The organism is Streptomyces sp. NPDC001292 (assembly GCF_042896465.1).
Classification (GTDB): domain Bacteria; phylum Actinomycetota; class Actinomycetes; order Streptomycetales; family Streptomycetaceae; genus Streptomyces.
The window spans coordinates 41,610-61,830 of record NZ_JBIAXG010000025.1; the positions used below are offsets into that span (position 1 = coordinate 41,610).

Annotated in this window: 16 protein-coding genes; 12 read left to right on the forward strand and 4 right to left on the reverse strand. The window is 70.4% G+C overall.

From position 1 onward, the window contains the following. Positions 1 to 17: 17 nt before the first annotated feature. Positions 18 to 341 (reverse strand): hypothetical protein, encoded by a 324-nt coding sequence (locus ACFY4A_RS24610; protein WP_390831505.1) that lies wholly within the window; start codon positions 339 to 341, stop codon positions 18 to 20. A gap of 217 nt (positions 342 to 558) precedes the next feature. Beyond that, complete coding sequence (gene xylA, locus ACFY4A_RS24615) at positions 559 to 1,725, reverse strand: xylose isomerase (RefSeq protein ID WP_390831506.1); 1,167 nt, start codon at positions 1,723 to 1,725, stop codon at positions 559 to 561. A gap of 178 nt (positions 1,726 to 1,903) precedes the next feature. Between xylA and xylB the strand changes: the two genes are divergently transcribed. From xylB to ACFY4A_RS24640, 5 genes are all read left to right on the forward strand, one after another. Next, a complete protein-coding gene (gene xylB, locus ACFY4A_RS24620; protein WP_390831507.1) occupies positions 1,904 to 3,349 on the forward strand; it encodes a xylulokinase in 1,446 nt (481 codons plus the stop codon). 83 nt (positions 3,350 to 3,432) lie between these two features. After that, on the forward strand, positions 3,433 to 4,641 hold the full coding sequence (locus tag ACFY4A_RS24625) for an ROK family protein (RefSeq protein ID WP_390831508.1): 1,209 nt from the start codon (positions 3,433 to 3,435) through the stop codon (positions 4,639 to 4,641). Between the two features lie 520 nt (positions 4,642 to 5,161). Next, complete coding sequence (locus tag ACFY4A_RS24630) at positions 5,162 to 5,761, forward strand: N-acetylmuramoyl-L-alanine amidase (protein WP_390831509.1); 600 nt, start codon at positions 5,162 to 5,164, stop codon at positions 5,759 to 5,761. A gap of 48 nt (positions 5,762 to 5,809) precedes the next feature. Then, the gene (locus ACFY4A_RS24635) at positions 5,810 to 7,123 is read left to right on the forward strand and encodes a GAF domain-containing protein (RefSeq protein ID WP_390831510.1); all 1,314 of its coding nucleotides are present in this window, start codon (positions 5,810 to 5,812) and stop codon (positions 7,121 to 7,123) included. A gap of 125 nt (positions 7,124 to 7,248) precedes the next feature. Beyond that, entirely contained in the window at positions 7,249 to 8,772 is a 1,524-nt protein-coding gene (locus ACFY4A_RS24640; protein ID WP_390831511.1) for an aldehyde dehydrogenase family protein, read from the forward strand. A gap of 162 nt (positions 8,773 to 8,934) precedes the next feature. Here the strand turns inward: ACFY4A_RS24640 and ACFY4A_RS24645 are convergent, their stop codons facing one another. Both ACFY4A_RS24645 and ACFY4A_RS24650 read right to left on the reverse strand, forming a co-directional pair. Continuing rightward, the gene (locus ACFY4A_RS24645) at positions 8,935 to 9,930 is read right to left on the reverse strand and encodes a tyrosine-type recombinase/integrase (RefSeq protein WP_390831512.1); all 996 of its coding nucleotides are present in this window, start codon (positions 9,928 to 9,930) and stop codon (positions 8,935 to 8,937) included. 389 nt (positions 9,931 to 10,319) lie between these two features. Beyond that, on the reverse strand, positions 10,320 to 10,517 hold the full coding sequence (locus tag ACFY4A_RS24650; protein WP_073946053.1) for an AlpA family transcriptional regulator: 198 nt from the start codon (positions 10,515 to 10,517) through the stop codon (positions 10,320 to 10,322). Between the two features lie 763 nt (positions 10,518 to 11,280). On the opposite strand from ACFY4A_RS24650, the gene ACFY4A_RS24655 reads away from it, so the two are divergent. The 7 genes from ACFY4A_RS24655 to ACFY4A_RS24685 all read left to right on the forward strand — a co-directional run bounded on the left by ACFY4A_RS24655 (position 11,281) and on the right by ACFY4A_RS24685 (position 20,202). Then, positions 11,281 to 11,748: an NUDIX domain-containing protein gene (locus ACFY4A_RS24655; protein ID WP_055493687.1), complete on the forward strand. Its 468-nt coding sequence runs from the start codon at positions 11,281 to 11,283 to the stop codon at positions 11,746 to 11,748. Next, positions 11,745 to 13,736 (forward strand): ABC transporter ATP-binding protein, encoded by a 1,992-nt coding sequence (locus tag ACFY4A_RS24660; protein WP_390831513.1) that lies wholly within the window; start codon positions 11,745 to 11,747, stop codon positions 13,734 to 13,736. Before ACFY4A_RS24655 ends, ACFY4A_RS24660 begins: the two co-directional genes overlap by 4 nt. Before the next feature lie 23 nt (positions 13,737 to 13,759). Further along, positions 13,760 to 15,055, forward strand: a complete 1,296-nt coding sequence (fxlM, locus tag ACFY4A_RS24665) for a methyltransferase, FxLD system (protein WP_390831514.1) — start codon at positions 13,760 to 13,762, stop codon at positions 15,053 to 15,055. 78 nt (positions 15,056 to 15,133) lie between these two features. Further along, complete coding sequence (locus ACFY4A_RS24670; RefSeq protein WP_390831515.1) at positions 15,134 to 16,273, forward strand: NUDIX domain-containing protein; 1,140 nt, start codon at positions 15,134 to 15,136, stop codon at positions 16,271 to 16,273. Positions 16,274 to 16,330: 57 nt separating this feature from the next. Beyond that, positions 16,331 to 17,821: an NUDIX domain-containing protein gene (locus ACFY4A_RS24675; protein WP_390831516.1), complete on the forward strand. Its 1,491-nt coding sequence runs from the start codon at positions 16,331 to 16,333 to the stop codon at positions 17,819 to 17,821. A 324-nt stretch (positions 17,822 to 18,145) separates the two neighbouring features. Then, a complete protein-coding gene (locus tag ACFY4A_RS24680; protein ID WP_390831517.1) occupies positions 18,146 to 18,973 on the forward strand; it encodes an NUDIX domain-containing protein in 828 nt (275 codons plus the stop codon). A 29-nt stretch (positions 18,974 to 19,002) separates the two neighbouring features. Then, positions 19,003 to 20,202 carry an NUDIX domain-containing protein gene (locus ACFY4A_RS24685; protein WP_390831518.1) on the forward strand — a complete coding sequence of 400 codons (1,200 nt, stop codon included), beginning with the start codon at positions 19,003 to 19,005 and terminating at the stop codon, positions 20,200 to 20,202. Positions 20,203 to 20,221: the final 19 nt, after the last annotated feature.

The window sequence follows — 20,221 nt, forward strand, 5'->3', positions numbered from 1 at the left end:
GGGCCGCCACCGTCCGGTCAGGGAAGCAGCGACTGGAGATCACTGGGGATTTCGCTCGGCAGACCGCTCGGGAAGCCGGATGGCAGGGAGCTGGGAAGCCGGGTCGGCAGCTCGATGGGAAAGCTCAGGGACGGAGTGGGTGAGGGGCTCGTGGCGGGTGGCGGGCTCGTGCGCGGGCTGCTGCCGGCGGGCGGACGCCCGTCCCGTGAGTCGCTCCCCGAGGAGGCGAGCACCAGCACCAAGCCGACCGCACCGGCGGCGGCCAGCACGGTGAGGAGGAAGAGCGGACTCCTGCGCCTCGGCGGTGCGGGCGGCCGAGGCGGTACGGAGGGGGTGGCCATGGCGCCCATCGTCGCCGCCGTCCGGACAACTCACGGGCCCCGCGCGGAAGTCGGTACGAACCCACGCCATGGACCGCATGGTTCCTCGGTTCCGCGCGGGCACCGGTCACGGGTGGACGGACGGCGTACCGCCCGGAGCTCCGACGCCGCACGCACGCGCGCGTGCGGACCTTCCCGGGCACACACGCGTGTGTGCCCGGGGTCGGACATCTCCGTGTCAGCCGCGTGCCCCCAGCAGATGGTCCATCGCGAGCTGGTCGAGCCGCTCGAAGGCCATCCCCCGAGCGGCGGCCGCCTCGACGTCGAAGTCCTCGAATGCCGAGCGGTCCGCGAGCAGCGCGTCCAGGCCGTCCGCCGCCGTGGGCTGCGCCAGCTGGTCGAGTCGGGCGGCGCGCAGGGCCTCCTGGACCTCCGGGTCGGCCCGGAAGGCGGCCGAACGCTCCTTGAGGATGAGGTAGTTGCGCATGCAGCCGGCGGCCGACGCCCACACGCCGTCCAGGTCCTCGGTCCGCGGCGGCTTGAAGTCGAAGTGGCGCGGGCCCTCGTAGCCGGCGCCTTCCAGCAGGTCGACCAGCCAGAACGCGGCGCGCAGGTCACCGGCGCCGAAGCGCAGGTCCTGGTCGTACTTGATGCCGGACTGGCCGTTGAGGTCGATGTGGAAGAGCTTGCCCGCCCACAGCGCCTGGGCGATGCCGTGCGGGAAGTTGAGCCCGGCCATCTGCTCGTGGCCGACCTCGGGGTTGACGCCGTACAGCTCCGGGCGCTCCAGGCGCTCGATGAACGCGAGCGCGTGGCCGACGGTGGGCAGCAGGATGTCGCCGCGCGGCTCGTTCGGCTTGGGTTCGATGGCGAAGCGGATGTCGTAGCCCTGGGAGGTGACGTACTCGCCGAGGAGGTCGAAGGCCTCCTTCATACGGTCCAGCGCGGCCCGCACGTCCTTGGCGGCCCCGGACTCGGCGCCCTCCCGGCCGCCCCAGGCCACGTACGTCCTCGCGCCCAGTTCGACGGCCAGGTCGATGTTGCGGATCGTCTTGCGCAGCGCGTAGCGGCGCACGTCGCGGTCGTTGGCCGTGAACGCGCCGTCCTTGAAGACGGGGTGGGTGAAGAGGTTCGTGGTGGCCATCGGCACGGTCATGCCGGTCGCGTCGAGCGCCTGCCGGAAGCGCTTGATGTGCGACTCGCGCTCGGTGTCGGAGGCCCCGAAGGGGATCAGGTCGTCGTCGTGGAAGGTCACGCCGTGTGCGCCGAGTTCGGCCAGGCGCTGCACCGTCTCGACCGGGTCGAGGGCGCGGCGCGTGGCGTCGCCGAACGGGTCCCGTCCCTGCCAGCCGACGGTCCACAAGCCGAAGGTGAACCTGTCCTCGGGGGTGGGCTGGTAGCTCATGCCGCGGCTCCTTGCTCGCTTGCGACTATTTCGTCATGGCGATTTACAAATTAGTATGCCGACGCATCCCTGGGAAGGGAACAAGGGTCCCGACCGGGACGGTGCCCGCGTCGCCGGGCCGTGTGCACCATGAGAACTGCGGGTCAGATCCCGCGAGCCGCGGAAAGAGGGAGAGCCGATGTCAGCAGCCGAGGGTCCGCTCGTCGTCGGTGTGGACTCGTCCACGCAGTCCACCAAGGTGCTCGTCGTCGACGCGGCCACCGGGCAGGTCGTGGCGAGCGGGCAGGCGCCGCACACCGTCTCGTCCGGTGACGGCCGCGAGAGCGACCCACGTGAGTGGTGGGACTCCCTGTGCGCGGCGCTCCACCAGTGCGGGGAGGCGGCCCACGAGGCCGCCGCCGTGTCGATCGCCGGCCAGCAGCACGGACTCGTGACCCTGGACGCCCAAGGCGTCCCGGTGCGGCCGGCCCTGCTGTGGAACGACGTGCGCTCGGCCCCGCAGGCCCACCGTCTCGTCGAGGAACTGGGCGGTCCGAAGGCATGGGCGGAGCGTACGGGCAGCGTGCCCGGAGCCTCCTTCACGGTCACGAAGTGGGCCTGGCTGGCCGAGCACGAACCGGAGGCCGCGCGGTCGACGGCGGCGGTGCGCCTCCCGCACGACTACCTCACCCAGCATCTGACCGGCGAGGGCACGACCGACCGGGGAGACGCCTCGGGTACGGGCTGGTGGGCGTCCACGACCGAGGCGTACGACGAGGAGATCCTCGCCCATGTGGGACTCGATCCGGCGCTGCTCCCCCGGGTGGTGCGCCCGGGCGAGGTCGCGGGGACCGTGCGCGACAGCCGCGACCTGCCGTTCTCCAAGGGCACGCTGGTGGCGCCCGGCACCGGTGACAACGCCGCCGCCGCGCTGGGCCTCGGGCTGCGGCCCGGAACACCGGTGCTGAGCCTAGGCACCTCCGGCACGGTGTACGCGGTGTCCCGCCACCGGTCCGCCGACCCGTCGGGAACGGTGGCGGGTTTCGCCGACGCGCGCGGTGCCTGGCTGCCGCTGGCCTGCACCCTCAACTGCACGCTCGCCGTCGACCGCGTCGCCGCCCTCCTGGGCCTGGACCGCGAGGCCGTGGAGCCCGGCACGTCCGTCACCCTGCTCCCCTACCTGGACGGCGAACGGACCCCGAACCTGCCGAACGCCTCCGGACTGCTGCACGGGCTGCGCCACGACACCACGGCCGGACAACTGCTGCAGGCCGCCTACGACGGCGCCGTGCACGCCCTGCTCGGCGCGCTGGACCTGGTGCTCGACCAGGACGCCGACCGCACCACCCCGCTGCTGCTGATCGGCGGCGGTGCCCGGGGCACGGCCTGGCAGCAGACCGTACGGCGCCTGTCCGGGCGGCCGGTGCAGATCCCCGAGGCCCGAGAGCTGGTCGCGCTGGGCGCCGCCGCCCAGGCCGCGGGGCTGCTCACCGGCGAGGACCCGGCCGCGGTCGCCCGCCGCTGGCGGACGGCCGACGGCCCGGTGCTGGAGGCGGTGGAGCGCGACGAGACGACCTTGAACAGGATCTCCGGGGTACTCTCCGATGCGGCACCGTTGCTGGAGCGCGGGACGCGGACCCCCTGACGGACACCTGCGGACGGCCGTTCGTTCGCACCGCACCGTTCGGCGCAGATCGCCGGCGGACACCGACCGAGGACGACGGAGGCATGACCGCACCGCTGCACGAGGCCTACCCGGCCGGTCCGGGGCGCGCGCTGCCCGACACCCAGCAGGGCATGCGCCGCCGCAACCTCGCCCGGGTCATGCACACCGTCCGCGCCGAGGGGCCGCTGTCGCGGGCGGCGGTCGCCTCACGCATCGGACTGACCCGTGCCTCGGTGTCGACCCTGGTCGACGAACTCGTCCGGACCGGACTGCTGGAGGAGCTGGGACCCGAGCGGCCCGGCCGGGTGGGCCGCCCCGGTTCGGCCCTGGCCGTCAGCGGGCACGGCCCCGCGGGGGTCGGCGCGGAGGTCGGGGTCGACCATCTGGCGGCCTGCGTGGTCGACCTGCGCGGCCAGGTGCGGGCACGGGCGGTACGCCACGGAACGAACCGGGGCCGCTCCCCCGAACCGGTGACGAGCGAACTCACCGCGCTGATACGCCAGGTCGTCGCCGAGGCCGAGCGGCAGGACCTGTGGCCCGCGGGGCTCGCGGTCGCGGTGCCCGGCCTGATCGCACGGGACGGCCGAACGGTCGTACGAGCTCCCAACCTCGACTGGAACGACACCGACCTCGGCGCCCTGCTGCAACCCGGCCTGCCCCTGACGGTGGACAACGAGGCCAACTTCGGCGGGCTCGCGGAACTCTGGCTCGGCGAGGACACGCCACGTGACTTCCTGCACGTGTCGGCGGAGATCGGCATCGGTGCCGCCGTGGTGGTCGACGGGCGGCTGCTGCGCGGAACACGCGGTTTCGCGGGCGAGCTGGGGCATGTGCCGGTCGAGCCGGAAGGGCCCGCGTGCCCGTGTGGCGGGCGTGGCTGCCTGGAGCAGTACGCGGGGGAGGAAGCCGTGGCGCGGGCGGCCGGTCTGGAGCCGGGCGAAGGCCGGGTCGGGCTGTTGGCCACCCGCGCCGCCGCGGGCGACGAGGACGTGCGGCGGGCCCTGCGCGACGCTGGCAGGGCGCTGGGCGTCGCGCTGACCGGGGCCGTCAATCTGCTCGACCCCCGGAGCGTCGTGCTGGGCGGCGCCCTGGCCGCACTCGCACCCTGGCTCCTGCCCTCCCTGGAGGCCGAGTTGGCGAGCCGGACCGCTGGGCCCGCCTGTCCGGTGTCGGTGTCCCGGCTGGGCCCCGAGGGGCCGCTGCTGGGTGCCGCGCACGCGGTGGTGCGGGCCGTCCTCGACGACCCTGCGGCTGTGGCCGAACGCGCCTGACCTCAGGCCCACTTCACCCGATCGAGTGGCGGAGTTTTCCACAATTCCCCGGGAGTCCACCGAACCTCGCCGGCCTCTTCTGCCCAACCCGCGAGCGCCCTACCGTGATTCACGCGAGTTGCCGCCGTCGAGTCGGGTCGACGCCGGATCTCTGGTGGACGAAAGGGTTCACATGACGGGGGAAACACCAGCTGTCCCGGACACGCACGTCCTGTCCACCGGCTCGGCGCGCCGGCCGGTGGACGCATCTCGGATACCCCGGCTCGTTTCCTGGTGAAGTGACCAGCACGCGACCGCGGTTCGGCAAGCCGGACGCCGGCCAGTCGGCCACCCGGACCGACGAGTCCCCGTTGGCCGATCCGTGTGACACCGACTCCGCGTGGGTGGCCAAGCTCCACAAGAAGCGGCCGTCGGTGAGCGAGACTCACCGCGGACCACACGGCCTCCCCACCCACCGGCCTCCCGCCCACCTTCCCACGCACACTCGCACAACCACTCCCCCACAGAAAGGCCACCGCCCATGGACCGGGCACGAACTCTTCCCAGCCGACGACACCTGCTCAAGGGTGCCGCCCTGGCCGCCGTCCCCTATGCCTTACTTCCCGCCACGCGGGCCGGCGCGCGACCCCAGGCAGTCGACTACCCGGAGGCCGAGTGGCAGTCGGCGAGCAGCTCCAACTACACGGCGTCCAGCCGGCCCACGAGCTACTCGGTGGACCGGGTGGTCATCCACGTCACCCAGGAGACGTACGCCAGCACCCTGGCGATCTTCCAGAACCCGAAGAAGGAGGTGTCCGCACACTATGTCGTCCGGTCCGCCGACGGACACGTCGCCCAGTGCGTCCGCGAGTCGGACGTCGCCTGGCACGCCGGGAACTGGGTCTACAACACCCGCAGCATCGGCATCGAGCACGAGGGCTGGGTGGACAAGCCCGCCTACTTCACCAACGCGATGTACGAGCAGTCGGCCAGGCTCACCGCGGCGATCTGCGACAAGTACCGCATCCCCAAGGACCGCGCCCACATCATCGGGCACTATGAAGTACCGGGCACGGACCATACCGATCCCGGGCTCAACTGGGACTGGGTGCGTTACATCAGACTGGTGAACTTCGCCTGACGGCGAGCCCGGGCGCAGAGGTTGTCCGGGCGCCCACCGGGAGTGACGATGTCCGCAGCCGCATCGCCGTCCGGGGAGGCCGCATTGACCGATCCGTGGGTGGCCCTGGAGCCGGGAGCCGACCCTGCCGAGCGTGTTCGGGCCCTGCGCCGGGCGCACGAGACGTTCACCGCGGTGGGCACGGTGCCGCGCCCGGTGCGTCCGGTGGTGGCCGACTCGTGGCGGCGTTCCGCACGGGCCGGTGTCGGGCCGGACTTCACCGCGAGCGTGGAACTCGCCGACAGTGATCTCGGCACCTACCGGGCGGAGCATCCGCTGGCGCCGTTGATGCCACTGTTCCGGGAGCTGCTGGGCACGTTCGCCGCCGACGGGGAGCATCTGCTCGCGGTGTGCGACGCGCACGGCAGGCTGCTGTGGGTGGAGGGGCATCCGGGGACGCGGCGCAAGGCGGACCGGATGAACTTCGTGCCGGGCGCGCGCTGGTCGGAGTCCGCCGTCGGGACGAACGCGCCGGGCACGGCGGTCGCCCTGGACCGCCCGGTGCAGGCGTTCGCGGCCGAGCACTTCATCCGGCGCGTCCAGCCATGGACGTGCGCCGCGGCCCCGGTGCACGATCCGCGCACGGGACAAGTGCTCGGCGCGGTGGACATCACCGGTGGGGACGGGCTCGCCCATCCGCACAGCCTCGGTTTCGTGCGGGCGGTGGCGCGGGCCGCCGAGTCCGAGCTGGCGCTGCTCGCCCCGCGGCGGCCTGACCCCGACACGGCCGAGCTGACCGCGCTCGGCCGGGACGAGGCCCGCCTGGTGGTCAGCGGTCGCGGTCTCCGGCTGAGCCGTCGGCACAGCGAGATCACAGTGCTGCTGGCCGGTCACCCGGAGGGTCTGACCGGGGACGAGCTGCTGTGCGCGCTGTACGAGGACGGGTCGGTGACGCCGGTGACGCTGCGGGCCGAACTGGCCCGGCTGCGCAGGATGCTCGGTCCGGGTCTGCTCGCCTCGCGCCCCTACCGGCTGACCGTTCCGGTCGGCTCGGACGTGGCGGCCGTCCAGCACCGGCTGGAGACAGGAGCGGTCGCGGCGGCCGCCGCGGCGTACTCCGGTCCGCTGCTGCCCGGCTCGCAGGCTCCCGCGGTGGTGCGGCTGCGGCAGCGGCTCGCCGACGGAATGCGGAGCGCGCTGATCACCCGTCGCGACCCCGACCTGCTGGCCGACTGGGCGCACGCGCCGTGGGGCGAGGACGACCTGGACGTGTGGCGGGCCCTCGTCGCCGTGCGGCCGACCGCGACTGCCCGGGCCCGGCTCGCCGCGCTCGAGGCGGAGCTGGCGGCCCCGCCCGGCTGGTCCCGTCCGGCACACCGCTGACGGTTCCGAGCCCGGCACCGCCCATCGGTGGTCCGCGCCGCAACGTCCTTGCAACGTCGGCGTGTCTAGCCTCGCGCCGAGAGCTGCCCAACGGCGGGCAGCGCTGCTGAGGGAGGCAGACCAGGATGACCCGTTACGCGGCGCCCGGCACCGAGGGCGCGATCGTCTCCTACCAGGCGCGCTACGACCACTTCATCGGCGGCGAGTACGTGCCGCCGGCCCGCGGACAGTACTTCGAGGACCCCTCGCCGGTGAACGGGCAGCCGTTCACGGAGGTGGCGCGCGGGACGGCGGAGGACGTCGAGCGGGCGCTGGACGCGGCGCACGCGGCCGCCCCGGGCTGGGGCCGCACGTCCGTGACCGAACGCTCCGACATCCTGCTGAAGATCGCCGACCGCATGGAGGCCAACCTCGAGTCCCTGGCGGTCGCCGAGAGCTGGGAGAACGGCAAGCCGGTCCGCGAGACGCTGGCGGCCGACATCCCGCTGGCCATCGACCACTTCCGCTACTTCGCGGGCGCGATCAGGGCGCAGGAGGGCTCGCTCGGCGAGATCGACCACGACACGGTGGCATACCACTTCCACGAGCCGCTCGGGGTGGTCGCGCAGATCATCCCCTGGAACTTCCCGATCCTCATGGCGGCCTGGAAGCTGGCACCCGCGCTCGCCGCGGGCAACGCGGTGGTGCTCAAGCCCGCCGAACAGACCCCGGCCTCCATCCACTACTGGATGAGCCTGGTCTCCGACCTGCTCCCGCCCGGGGTGCTGAACATCGTCAACGGCTTCGGTGTGGAGGCGGGCAAGCCGCTCGCCTCCAGCCCGCGGGTGGCGAAGGTGGCGTTCACGGGCGAGACGACGACGGGGCGGCTGATCATGCAGTACGCCGCCGAGAACATCAAGCCGGTCACGCTGGAGCTCGGCGGGAAGTCACCGAACATCTTCTTCGACGACGTCTCGGCGGCGGACGACGACTTCCGCGACAAGGCGCTCGAGGGCTTCACGATGTTCGCGCTCAACCAGGGCGAGGTGTGCACCTGCCCGTCCCGGGCGCTGATCCAGCGCGGTCACTACACGGAGTTCGTCGAGGCGGCGGTCGCCCGTACCAAGCTCATCACGACGGGACACCCCCTCGACACCGACACCATGATCGGCGCCCAGGCATCCAACGACCAGCTGGAGAAGATCCTCTCCTACCTGGACATCGGCCGTCAGGAGGGCGCGCGCGTCCTGACCGGCGGCGAACGCATCGAGCACGACGGCGAGTTGAAGGGCGGCTACTACGTCCAGCCGACCATCTTCGAGGGCGACAACCGGATGCGGATCTTCCAGGAGGAGATCTTCGGCCCGGTGGTCTCGGTGACGTCCTTCGACGACTTCGACGACGCCATCAAGATCGCCAACGACACGCTGTACGGCCTGGGCGCGGGCGTGTGGACCCGGGACACCGGCACCGCCTACCGTGCGGGCCGCGCCATCCAGGCGGGCCGCGTCTGGACCAACTGCTACCACGCCTACCCCGCGCACTCCGCCTTCGGCGGCTACAAGCAGTCGGGAATCGGGCGCGAGACCCACAAGATGATGCTGGACCACTACCAGCAGACGAAGAATCTTCTGGTGTCGTACTCGCCGAAGAAGCTGGGCTTCTTCTAGGCACCTGCGAAAAGGCGCCTGACCTGGGTTTTCACCCGTCAGGCGCCCTTCGCGCAAACCGCTGTCGACCGGCCCCGGCTTGCGCGCTAACTCCCAATTCCTCCCACGACTGCACCCCTCCTGACCAGTGCTTCCGGACCAGTCACGGACCAAACCCCCGGTTCAGCCCTCGGGTACGTCACCTTGACTGACGCGCTGCCACTCGTTCATGGACTGCTCGATGAGACGGTTCGCCTGCTCTCGAAGGCCGTCAAGGAACTTGGCGTAGTGGCGAAAGAGAACCTCGATGCTCTGGCCGGCGCGGCGGGCGCACTCGGCCGGGTCCACTCCGGAGTAGAGCCAGAACGAGATCCCGGCGTGACGGAGATCGTAAGGCCGCTTGGCCAGGCGAGAAGTGCGCTCAGTACGGGTCAGGGCGTATTCCCGGGCCCGCGCCCATGTGATGCCGTAGGCGGCAGCGTCCACGTAGTTGCCGGCCTGGTTCCGGAAAAGTCGACCGTCAGGTGCCACGTCGAACCGATTCACATGGGCACGCAGCATGCGTACGAACTGCGGCGGGATGGGAACAGGCCGCGTCGCGCTTGCCGCGCGACGCTTGAGCGAGTGCACCTCGTGCACGTCACCGTCGTCGGTCCACTCCTTGCCAGACGTGACGACTCCGCCCGAGAGGTTCAGCATCCCCCATCCCGTCTTTGGCAAGTGGCATTGATCGATCCGAAGGTGGATGACCTCAGCTGGCCGCATAGCCGCGAAGTACATGCAACCGAAGAATGCTTCAAGATGAGGACCCCGCCCCCGCTGGCGAGCAACGGCCTCGAGCAGCCGAAGCACCTGGGCCGGATTGGGAACGGCGGCCGGATCCACCTCCTCATTGACTGCTGGCGCTTGCCACCGGAGCCCCTTGAGGGGGTTCTCTGCGAAGTACCCCTTTTCCACCGCAGTGTTGAGAGCTTCGTTGAACGCAGCCCTCTTGCGTCGGGCTGTTTTAGCCGCAGCCGCCTTGCCGTCCAGCTTGCGGCACATCGCATCGAGGGCCCGCCTCAGAACGTCGGCTTCCGCGAGGGCGCTGACCGGCAGCGAGTTGCGCTTCATCCAGTCCAGCGCGTGGAGCCACTCCTCGGTGGGCTCGCACTCCCAGGCTTTCTTGTTGAATCCCACGAGTACAGGGCACGCCGCAGTACCTGCGGATCGGAATACGCTGCGCCGGGGCGTACCAGGGCGGGCGTGACCGTAGCGAAGGCATCAGCCAGGGTGCGGCGGGTGTTCCCTGGCGTGCGCTCCCATCTTTGCTCGATGTCTTCGTGCACCAGGTCGTACCACGTAGTGCGCTGCTTGATGGCCCGCAACTCGGATGCCGGCAGACCTGTGTGCTCGATCAAACGGCTCACCCTCGCGCGCAGCTGTCATCAGCTTCGCACGCCGGCTGTCAGCAAGCGCGAACGCGATGAAGGACTCAGACTTCTCTCGCCCGTTAACCGTCCACCGAATCTGGAAAGGCTTGCGCCGGTCGGGGCGCTCACGTATCTCCCAAAAGCGGACGTTATAACTCATCGCCATCCAGGCGTATCCCTTTCACACGCATCCCACCACGCATCCAGATCGGCGCGGCGGCAGCGCAGTTCACCATTGGGCAGCTTGATCATTCGGGGTGCCTGACCGCGAGCGCGCAGGCGGTAGAAAGCCGATGGGCTCATCCTGATTTCCGCTAGGACCTCGGCGAGCTTGAGCGCAGGTGGACGAGCCATTGATGTTTCCTCGGATGTTCCAGATATGTCGGGCCCCAAGCGGCAGTGCTCGACTTGCACCCACTCCGCCACAGCTGATTGGTAAACGCTGTCAGTTACGGGGACTACTGGGCGCCGACATGAAGGGCCATGGTGTCCGAACGGCTCCACCGCCAAGCACAGCCGCTGAGAACACCTCAATGGTCGTCACGATCGCCGGTTTGGCCAACCGGCGATCGTGGTCTATGTTGCGCCCCCGCAGCGGAACTCACGGACGATTGCTAACGGACGAAACGCAGGGGCCAGCTGGCGCGATCGGAGAACGAGGCCGCGCCGTCCGTCACGGACACCCCGAGTCCCTTGTCAATTAGCCGATCCAGATCGCGTGCAACGACACGCTCGGGAGCAGCGACAGCTCGGATCATGTGCTTGGGTGGGGCTCCAGGTGCGTCGCCATGCGCGCGAGGATCACTCGATCCCATACGATGCAGCAAGTCCTCGGCGGCCAACGCGGTCGCACAGACGCAGAGGCACAGCGTCGCGGAGGAGCGGCGCAATGCCCTCGCTCCGATGTGTTCCATACGCTTAGGGCGCCAAGTGCCGAGCAGATGGGGGCGTTAAATCGGACGGATCGGAGAGCGGCATTTGACAGGGGTGGTCCTTGGGTCGGGGCCTCTGCGATGAGGCCGAGCAGCGCGAGGTGCCGGACTCCGTCATCGTCGACCTGCAGGTCGGCCCGGAATGGTCGGCACACCGTAGAACGCCTGGTACAGGAGGGCCGCCCGTGAGCGACTCGCCTCACCAGCTGATCGCCGACGTGGCACAGGTCCTGCTCCGTACGAACGGCGCCGCCCTGTGCGTACGCCGCGCACTGGACGCCGCCCTCGCACCGGGACAGCTCACTGTCGTGGGCGGTCACCTGGAAGTCGGTGAACCACTCGACCATGCTGCGCGACGCGAGGCCATGGAGGAGGTGGGGGTCCTTATCACTGCTGAGCAGCAGGAGTTCTGCGGGCTGATCCACCACCACGACACCGACGGTGGCCTGGACCGGATCACCGCCGTGTTCGTGGCGCAGTCGTGGACGGGTGAGCCGTACAACGCCGAGCCACACAAGCACGAAGGGCTCTTCTGGGTGCCGATGGAACGACCGTCGCCGGACTGTCACCCCTACACCGCCACCATCTTCCACATGCTCACCCACGGCCCGTCCTACCGGGCCATCAACTGGCCTGCGGGAGGCGCTCGGTGAAGAGATTCTTCGGCCCGGTCACGATGGCCGATCCGCAGGTCTCCGACGCCGAACACGAGCTGTTCGGAGGCCCCCTGCGCTACGACATGGGCTGGTCCCAGCACGAGCACGCGACCTTGGACCTGACCATGATGTCCGCGCTGCGCTCCATGCCCACACTCGTCGGCGCAACGCTGCGCATGGCGTGGCAGGCCGACCGGCGTGCTCTGCTCTCGGTCGGGGTCAGCGAGATCGGCCAAGGCATCGCCGCAGCCGCCGGCCTGCTCGCCGTCAACGCCGTCATGCACGCTCTGCTCGCCGGCAACGGCAGCGCTGCCGAGCGGCTGCACGCCCTGTTACCCGGCCTGTTGGCCGCTGCCGCTATCGGCGTCATCAACTCCGCCCTGTCCGCCTGGTCCACCTCCCGCGCAGGGCGGCTGGAGCCGAAGGTCGAGCGGATCGCGACCACGCAGTACCTGGCCGCCGCAGCCAGCGTCGAACTGGAGGCCATCGACGATCCCGATTTCCGGCGGCTCGTGGACATCGCCCAGCATGGCCCGGGTTCGGCCCGCCGCATGATCAGCGCCTGCGTAGCCGCGCTGAACGGCCTCATCTCGCTGATCACCACCGCCGGCGTCCTCGCCGTACTCCACCCCGTGCTGCTGCCCATGCTGATCCTCATCGCCGCCCCTCGCGGCTGGGGCGCCATGCGCGTGGCCCAGGAACGATACGTGTCGGTGATGAGCTGGATCGAGCACGTGCGGGCCAGCCGCCTGATCGGCAACCTGCTCACCGAACGCACCGCCGCCCAGGAAGTGCGCCTCCACGCCGTCGGCGACTTCCTCCTGAGCCGCTACGAGCAGATGGCCGAGAGCGCCGAGGCCGAACAGGAACGCCTCGCCTCCAACAAAGCCCTCACCGAGTGGGTCGCCTCCGCGCTGTCCGGTCTGGCGATGGCGGCGACCTACGGGGCCATGTTCTGGCTGATCATGGCCGGGCACATGAGCCTCGCCGTCGCCGGGACCGCCGTCATCGCGGTACGCACCGGCTCGGCGAGCCTGGGCGCGCTGGTCATGAACATCAACCAGCTCCACGAGGAGAGCCTCTACGTCCGCGACCACGGCCGCTTCCTCACCCAGGCCGCCCAGCGGACGCTGCCCACCGACGGTGCGCCCGTACCGGAACGCGTCAGGGAAATCGTTCTGGACCAGGTCACCTACCGCTACCCCGACCGGGACACCGCCGCCCTGGACAACGTGTCACTGACCCTGCCTATGGGATCGGTCACCGCCGTGGTGGGTGAGAACGGCTCCGGCAAGAGCACCCTGATGAAGATCCTCTCGGGCATGCTGCTTCCCGAGGCCGGCACCCTGCGCTGGGGCGACGCGGACCTCACCGGTCTCGACCGCTCCCAGGTCTTCGAGCGCGTCTCCCTGCTCACCCAGGACTTCCAGCGCTGGCCCGTGACCGCCGCGATGAACATCCGCCTCGGCCGCCCCGACCACCCCGCTACAGACCAGGACCTCAAGCCCTCGGTCGACTACGCCGTTGCCGGCCCCGTCATCGCCAAACTCCCCGACGGCCTGCGCAGTCTGCTGGCCCGCATGTTCCGCGGCGCCATCGAACTGTCCGGCGGCGAATGGCAGAAAGTCGGTCTGGCCCGCACGCACTGGCGCAGTTCAACATCACAGGCAGACGGCGTCCTCATCGTCGACGAACCGACCTCCGCCCTCGACCCCGAAGCCGAAATCGAAGCCTTCGACCGCATCCGCCGCCTCGCCGCACCGAACCGAGCCGTCGTCCTGGTCACCCACCGCATGTCCGGCGTCCGCCACGCCGACCACATCTACGTCCTCAACAACGGACACCTCGCCGAACACGGCACCCACGACGAACTCATCGCCGCCCGCGGTCGGTACGCCGCCATGTTCGACGCCCAGGCCGCCCAGTACGCCCCGACCGCGACCATCCCGAACCCTGCAACGCCCACCGTCTCGGACCAGGTATGACCCGCACGACCGAAAGGCGCGCCGTGACCACACGCCCCACCACGGACCTCGACGAAGCCACCGCTCTGCGCCACCAACTGGCCGACGAACTCGCCGCCGCCGGGCACATCCGCACCCCCGCGGTCGACCGCGCCCTGCGCACCGTGCCCCGGCACGCCTTCGCCCCCGAAAGGCCCCTCCATGCTGCGTACGCCAACGAGATCATCGCCACCCGCCACAGCGACGACGGCACCGTCATCAGCTCCATCTCCGCGCCCTGGCTGCAGGCCGACATGCTCGAAGCCGCCCGCATCCAGCCCGGCCACCACGCTTTGGAGATCGGCTCCGGCGGCTACAACGCTGCTCTCATCGCCGAACTCGCCGGCCCGACCGGCCACGTCACCACCCTCGACATCGACCCAGCCGTCACCGACCGGGCCACCCGCTTCCTGACCCAGACCGGATACGGCCGCATCCGCGTGGTCACCGCGGACGCCGAGCACCTGCCTGCCGAGGTGGTGCCGGACGGCGGATTCGACGCCATCGTGGTCACCGTCGACACCTGGGATCTGCCCTGGATCGACGCCCTGGCCGAGGGCGGCCGTCTCGTCGCACCGGTGCGTCTGCACGGGTACCGCTGGGCCATCAGCTTCACCAAGCGCGACGGGGCCTTGCACAGCGACGAGCCGCTCATCGTCTGCGGCTTTGTCGCCATGCAGGGCGACGGCGCCTGGCACAGGAATCGCCGCACCGTCCCAGGCACCGGCGTCCACCTGTCCTGGGAAGACGGCACCCCGTTGCCCGTCGACGAACTCGCCCCAGCCCTCACCTGCGAGCCGACCGTGACGCACACCCACGTCACCGTAGGCGGCCAGGAACCCTTCGACGCCCTCACCCTCTACCTCGCCGGCGCCCTGCCGGGCTTTTGCCGCCTCTCGGCCGACTCCGACGGCGACAACGGGGGCCTGAACCCGCCGCCCAAGCACTGGCCCGGCGCCGCGATCGTCCGCGGCAACTCCCTCGCGCGACTGGCCACCGAGCGCATCGGCGACGGAGACGATGGCAAGGGCCTGTACGAGTTCGTTGTCCATGGCCACGGCACCCGAGGACACCTTGCTGCACAGGAGATGGCCGAGCAGGTCCGGCACTGGCAGCACAACCACCGCGGCGCCCTCTGCCCCCGCATCACCGCCCGACCGGCCGCCAGTTGCGCCCCGCCGACCAGAGACCACGAAATGCACGTATTCGCCAAGAAGCACACCCGCATCACCGTGGACTGGCCGATCGTTCCCGGCCCCGCTGCACTGCTCACCGTCCGAGGGAGCTGCAGCGCCGGATGAACGGCGGTACCTCCTGATCACCGCTCCCGACCCGTGCCGAAGCCATGCCCGCCCCACCGATAAGGAAGGCACCGCCAAGTGACCACTCCCGTCTCACGTTCGGATGACGTCGCACCGCGTGCCGCCCTGTCCGCAGGGCAGCACGCCGTCCCCCGGCACACGGTGTGGGTCGGCGCCGCCGCGCTCGTCACTGACCAAGTCGGCCGCGTCCTGCTCGTTCACCCCACCTACCGCGAGGACGACCGGTGGCTGCTGCCCGGAGGAGTCGTCGAACCCGGCGAACACCCGCACGTCGCCTGCCGGCGCGAGATCACCGAGGAACTGGGCCTGACGAGCCTGCCCCTGTCGGGCGTGCTCGCCGTCCACTCCCTCTCCCCGCACCACCCGGACAGCCAGCACAGCACGCCTTTCCCCGGAGAGATCCGGTTCGTTTTCGATGGCGGAACGCTCACTCCAGACCAGGCGGAGGCCATCCGCCTCCCGCGCGAGGAGCTGTCCGAGTACGCCTTCCTGGAGACCCGGGACGCGGTGCAGCGGCTGCGCCCCGTGGACGGGCAGATCATGCTCGCCGCCTACCGTGCACGGCTCGGGAACACAGCGACCGCTCACCTCGCGGATGGCCGGCACATCCTCGACGTCCCGGTGCTGGACCGCCATGACGTGCACGTTCGCTACCGGCCTCTGTGGGAGAGCCCCTTCAACCGCGACCCCGTCCCCGAACGGCTCCCCGTGCAGCAAGCCTGGGCGTGGTGCTTCGTCCCCGACGGCCGGGTCGTCCTCTTGGCCGACCCCGGCCCGCGAGGCGCGCTGCCGATGCTGCCCGGCGGCACGGTGGAGAAGACCGACGCGACTCCCGAGGACACCCTCCACCGGGAAGCCGCCGAGGAAGCGCAGCTCGCTCTGACCGACCCGGTGCGACTGGGCTGGGTGCTGGACGAAACCGGTGAGGTCTACGGCGGGGTGGGGCCCAACGCCCGGCTCCGCTTGGCCGCCCGGGTCACCGCCGTCGGGCCGGCGGCCGTCGACCCTGCCACCGGCCACCCCTTCGCACGCCTGCTCGCCTCCCCCGCCCAAGCAGCCGCCCTGTTGGGATGGGGGCCGCCCGGAGCGCGGCAAGCCCGGTTTGCCACTGAGACGGCCCGGGAGCGGTGGGGTCTGCCTGCCGCTCGGCCCGCCGCCATCGAGGAGATCCCTGCTGAGGGGATGCGGCTGAGCTGACACGAACGACTACCCCGCCTCCATCTGTCCCGCTTAACGCTCCTCTGAGGTAGCCGAATGCCGCTGTCACCCGACCACATCCGCACCACCGTCGAGACCTACCTCGCTCGCCACCCTCACGAGCGCGCGCAGCTTGCCGACCTCCTGGGCGCCCTCGACCGTCCCACCGATATCGCCAGCCGCTCCACCTTCACCGGACACGTCACCTGCGGCGCGATCGTCATCGATCCGCTCGGCCGCGTCCTGCAGGTGCTGCACCTGGCGAGCGGCAAAGTCCTCGCTCCCGGCGGACACACCGAGCACGAGGAGGAGTCCCTGGCAGGGGCGGCTCTTCGGGAGCTGCACGAGGAGACCGGGATCCCGCCCCAGGCCGTGGCACCGTGGCCCGGCTACGAGACTGTCCCGTTCGACATCGACATACACGACATCGACGCCCACCCGGGCAAGGGGGAACCCGGCCACCGGCACTTCGACCTCCGGTTCCTCTTCCGCCTGCAGACCGCGGTAGAGGTGCCGCTGGTGCTGCAGGAAGAAGAGGTCGGTGGCATCGAATGGCGTCCCGCGGACAGGGTGGCCTCCCCCTCCGTGCGCCAGAAGCTGCTCAAGCTCCCGCCCGGAACCGGACCGGCGACCGCCAACGCCTCGGCCCTGATCTACAGCGACCGTGGCGAGTACCTGCTCCACCTGCGCGACTACTTCCCCGGCCGGATCTGGGAGCCGGGGATGTGGTCACTGCTGGGTGGCGGCCGAGAGCCCCAGGACGCCACCCTGGAGCACACTGTGCGGCGCGAACTGGCCGAGGAAGCCGGCCTCCACATCGCCGACCTGACCCCGTTCGGCATCGAGGAAGCAACCGACGACGCCGGCGTGACCGTACCCATCGCCATCTACGCCGGCCGCTGGAACGGTGACCCCCGCGAACTCCACCTGACGGAAGGGGTGATGCTGGCCTGGTTCGCTCCCGACGACCTCCACCGCCTCCGCATCGCAGACACCACCAGCGCCCTCGTGCGGCGCCACGCCGCCAGCCGCCCGGCCGGCGCATCCCGCACCGCGTCGCAGAGCGGGCCCGCATCGCACGAGGGGCGCCGCCCGGCCGCTCCGCACGGCACGGTTCCCAACATCATCGGCGTTCACCTCTACCTGGAACGGCCTGACGGGACGGTACTGCTCGGGCTGCGCCACCCCAACTCCAACTTCGCGCCTTCCACCTGGCACGTCCTGGCTGGCCACTGCGAGCAGGAGAGCGCCATTACCTGCCTGATCAGAGAGGCATGGGAGGAGGCCGGTCTGCGCATCGAACGACAGGACGCCGAACTCGTCCACGTCGTCCACCACATCGACCGGGCCGGGGGCCGGCCCCGCATGGGCCTGTTCTTCCGCGCTCGGACCTGGGGCGGCGAGCCGGAACTACGCGAGCCGGACAAGTGCACCCAGTGGAAGTTCTGGGATCCGGCCGCCCTCCCCGAGGACCTCGTCCCCTATACCGGGGTCGCCATCGAGGGCATCCGGGCCGGCCGCTCCTACTCCGAAACGGGCTGGGTGTGAATATGCCCGCTTCCATGCACCCGGACCTCCCGCCCGAGGAAGTGCGGCAGCTCGCCGAAACAAGCAGTGGGCTACATCGCCAGCTGGTCGGACACCTCTGTGGCCCGCGAGAGCAGCCGGGTGTGACGGGCCGACGGAGCAGGGAGCGGGAAATGGTCCACCCTGAAGATTCCGTCACGGAGCACCCCCCGTTCACCTTCCATGGGCCGCTGAACGCAACGAACCACACCGCATCTATCGGAGGCATGTGTGCCTGACGACGCCCAACAGGCGATCCCAGCCGTCCCGAGTCCGGCGGCCAGAGAGGAACGGCAAGAGCACCACATGCACCTCCTCCCGCGGTACTACCGCCAAGTGGAAGCAGGCCGCAAGACGATCGAAGTGAGGGTGGCCACCCCGCGGAAGCGCGCCGTTGCCGTCGGCGACACGGTCGTCTTCCACGACCGCGACACCGGCCGGGAGCTCGACGTCATCGTGCAGCGGATCACCCCGTACCCCTCCTTCGAGGATCTGCTCAGTTCAGAGGACCCTGCGCGCATCGACCCGAACGGGCCGCCCGGAGAACTGCTCGCCAACCTGCGCAGCATTTACCCGCCAGCCATGGAGGGCCTCGGCGTCCTCGCCTTCGCATTCGACCACCGCCCTGCACGACCAGGCCGACCGATGCCGATGACGCCCGCGCAGTACGCGCACACCGTCCCCCACCATACGGTGTACGGCTGCCTGTACATCCGCGACGAACACGACCGGCCGGTTCAACTGCGCTCGGTCTACGGCTCGCGCCTCTGGCAGTTCCCGGGCGGCAACCTGGACGCCCAAGGAGAGGACCCGCTGCAAACCGCTCGCCGCGAAGCGGTCGAAGAGACCGGCCTCGAACTGGGCCTGGATACGCCGAGGCTTCTCCTGACGCACTTCCTGCACGCCGGGCCCCGCCTGCCGCTGAACAAGGTAGGGCTCATCTTCGACGGAGGCCGGCTCACCGCAGAGCAGCTCGGTCGCATCCGACTCGATCCCGCCGAGCACGACATGTGGGCCGTGCACGACCTCGCCACCTGGCAGCGCTTGATGGCGCCGCGCGCGTTCGACCGCCTCGACGCCATCGAACAGGCCCGTCGTGGCGAAGGCCCCGCCTACCTCACCACGCACACCTGATCCCCAGCGCACGCACCCAGGAGGCAATCGTGGCCGCCGAGGACACCAACTCACGGGCCTGGCATGTGTATGGCCAGCGACAACTGGCTCACGCCTACACCCCGCCCGTCCCCGACCAGCTCACCTGGACGCCTTGGGAAGGGGTCGGACCGGGAGCAGAGGTCCTCGGTGACGTCACCGGCCGCCGCGTCCTGGACATTGGTTCGGGAGCTGGCCACCACGCCGTCCATCTCGCCCAAGCGCACGGAGCCCGCGTCACCGGAATCGAGCTGTCCCCGACCCAGCACGAACGCGCCGTCTCCGTCCACACGAACGTGGAGGACGTGGAGTTCGTCCAAGGAGACGTGGCCGAGTACCTGACCGGTACCGCGCCGTTCGACGCCGCATACGCGATCGGGACGCTCGGGTTCATTGATCCGCACCGCTCTCTGCCCGCGCTGCGCGACGGACTGCGCCCCGGTGCCCCTCTGATCCTGTCGCTCCTCCACACCGACTTGCACGGCCGCGGCCCGTCCACGGAGGTGGTGCCGCGCGAGCAGATGATCCTGCTGCGCGACGATCCGCCCCTGCCGACGCAGATGTGGGTCCTGTCACCGCAGCTGTGGGAGGACCTGCTCACCGAGTACGGCTTCCGCGTCGAGGCCATCGACCTGCTGCCTCACCCCGACGAGGGCGCCACGGTCATCCAGCAGCTCATCCGCGCCCGGCGCCTTCCCGACCGGCCGGCGCGAGTCTCCAGCCGGCCCCGCAGCACCCGAGCGCCGGCAGCCCACGCAGCCGTCGGCGTCGGAGCGATCCTGCTGAGCGAACAGGGCATTCTGCTGGGCCGACACCGACGCGGCACCCTCGAACTGCCCGGTGGGAGCGTGGAGGCCGGGGAATCCTTCGTGGACGCGGTGATCCGAGAACTCGGCGAGGAAACCGGTCTGGTCGCTCGGACCGGCGACGTCCAGCTCCTGGGCACGCTCGTCGACCACGTCGGAAGTGTCCTGCGGGTCACCGTCGGCGCGCTCGTCCATGCCTGGCAGGGGCAGCCGACCACGCAGCCGGACGAGAGCGTCGGCGACTGGGCTTGGCACCCGCTCGATCAGCTCCCCGACGGCCTGTTCGTGTGCAGCGCCCAGATCCTCACCGCATGGCGGCCCGACCTGGCCATCGACCACTCGCCAGCGCACTTCACGCATTTCGCATCCGGACCAGCGGCTATGCCTGGCGACGGCCTGGCCTGACCGCCGACACCGACGTACA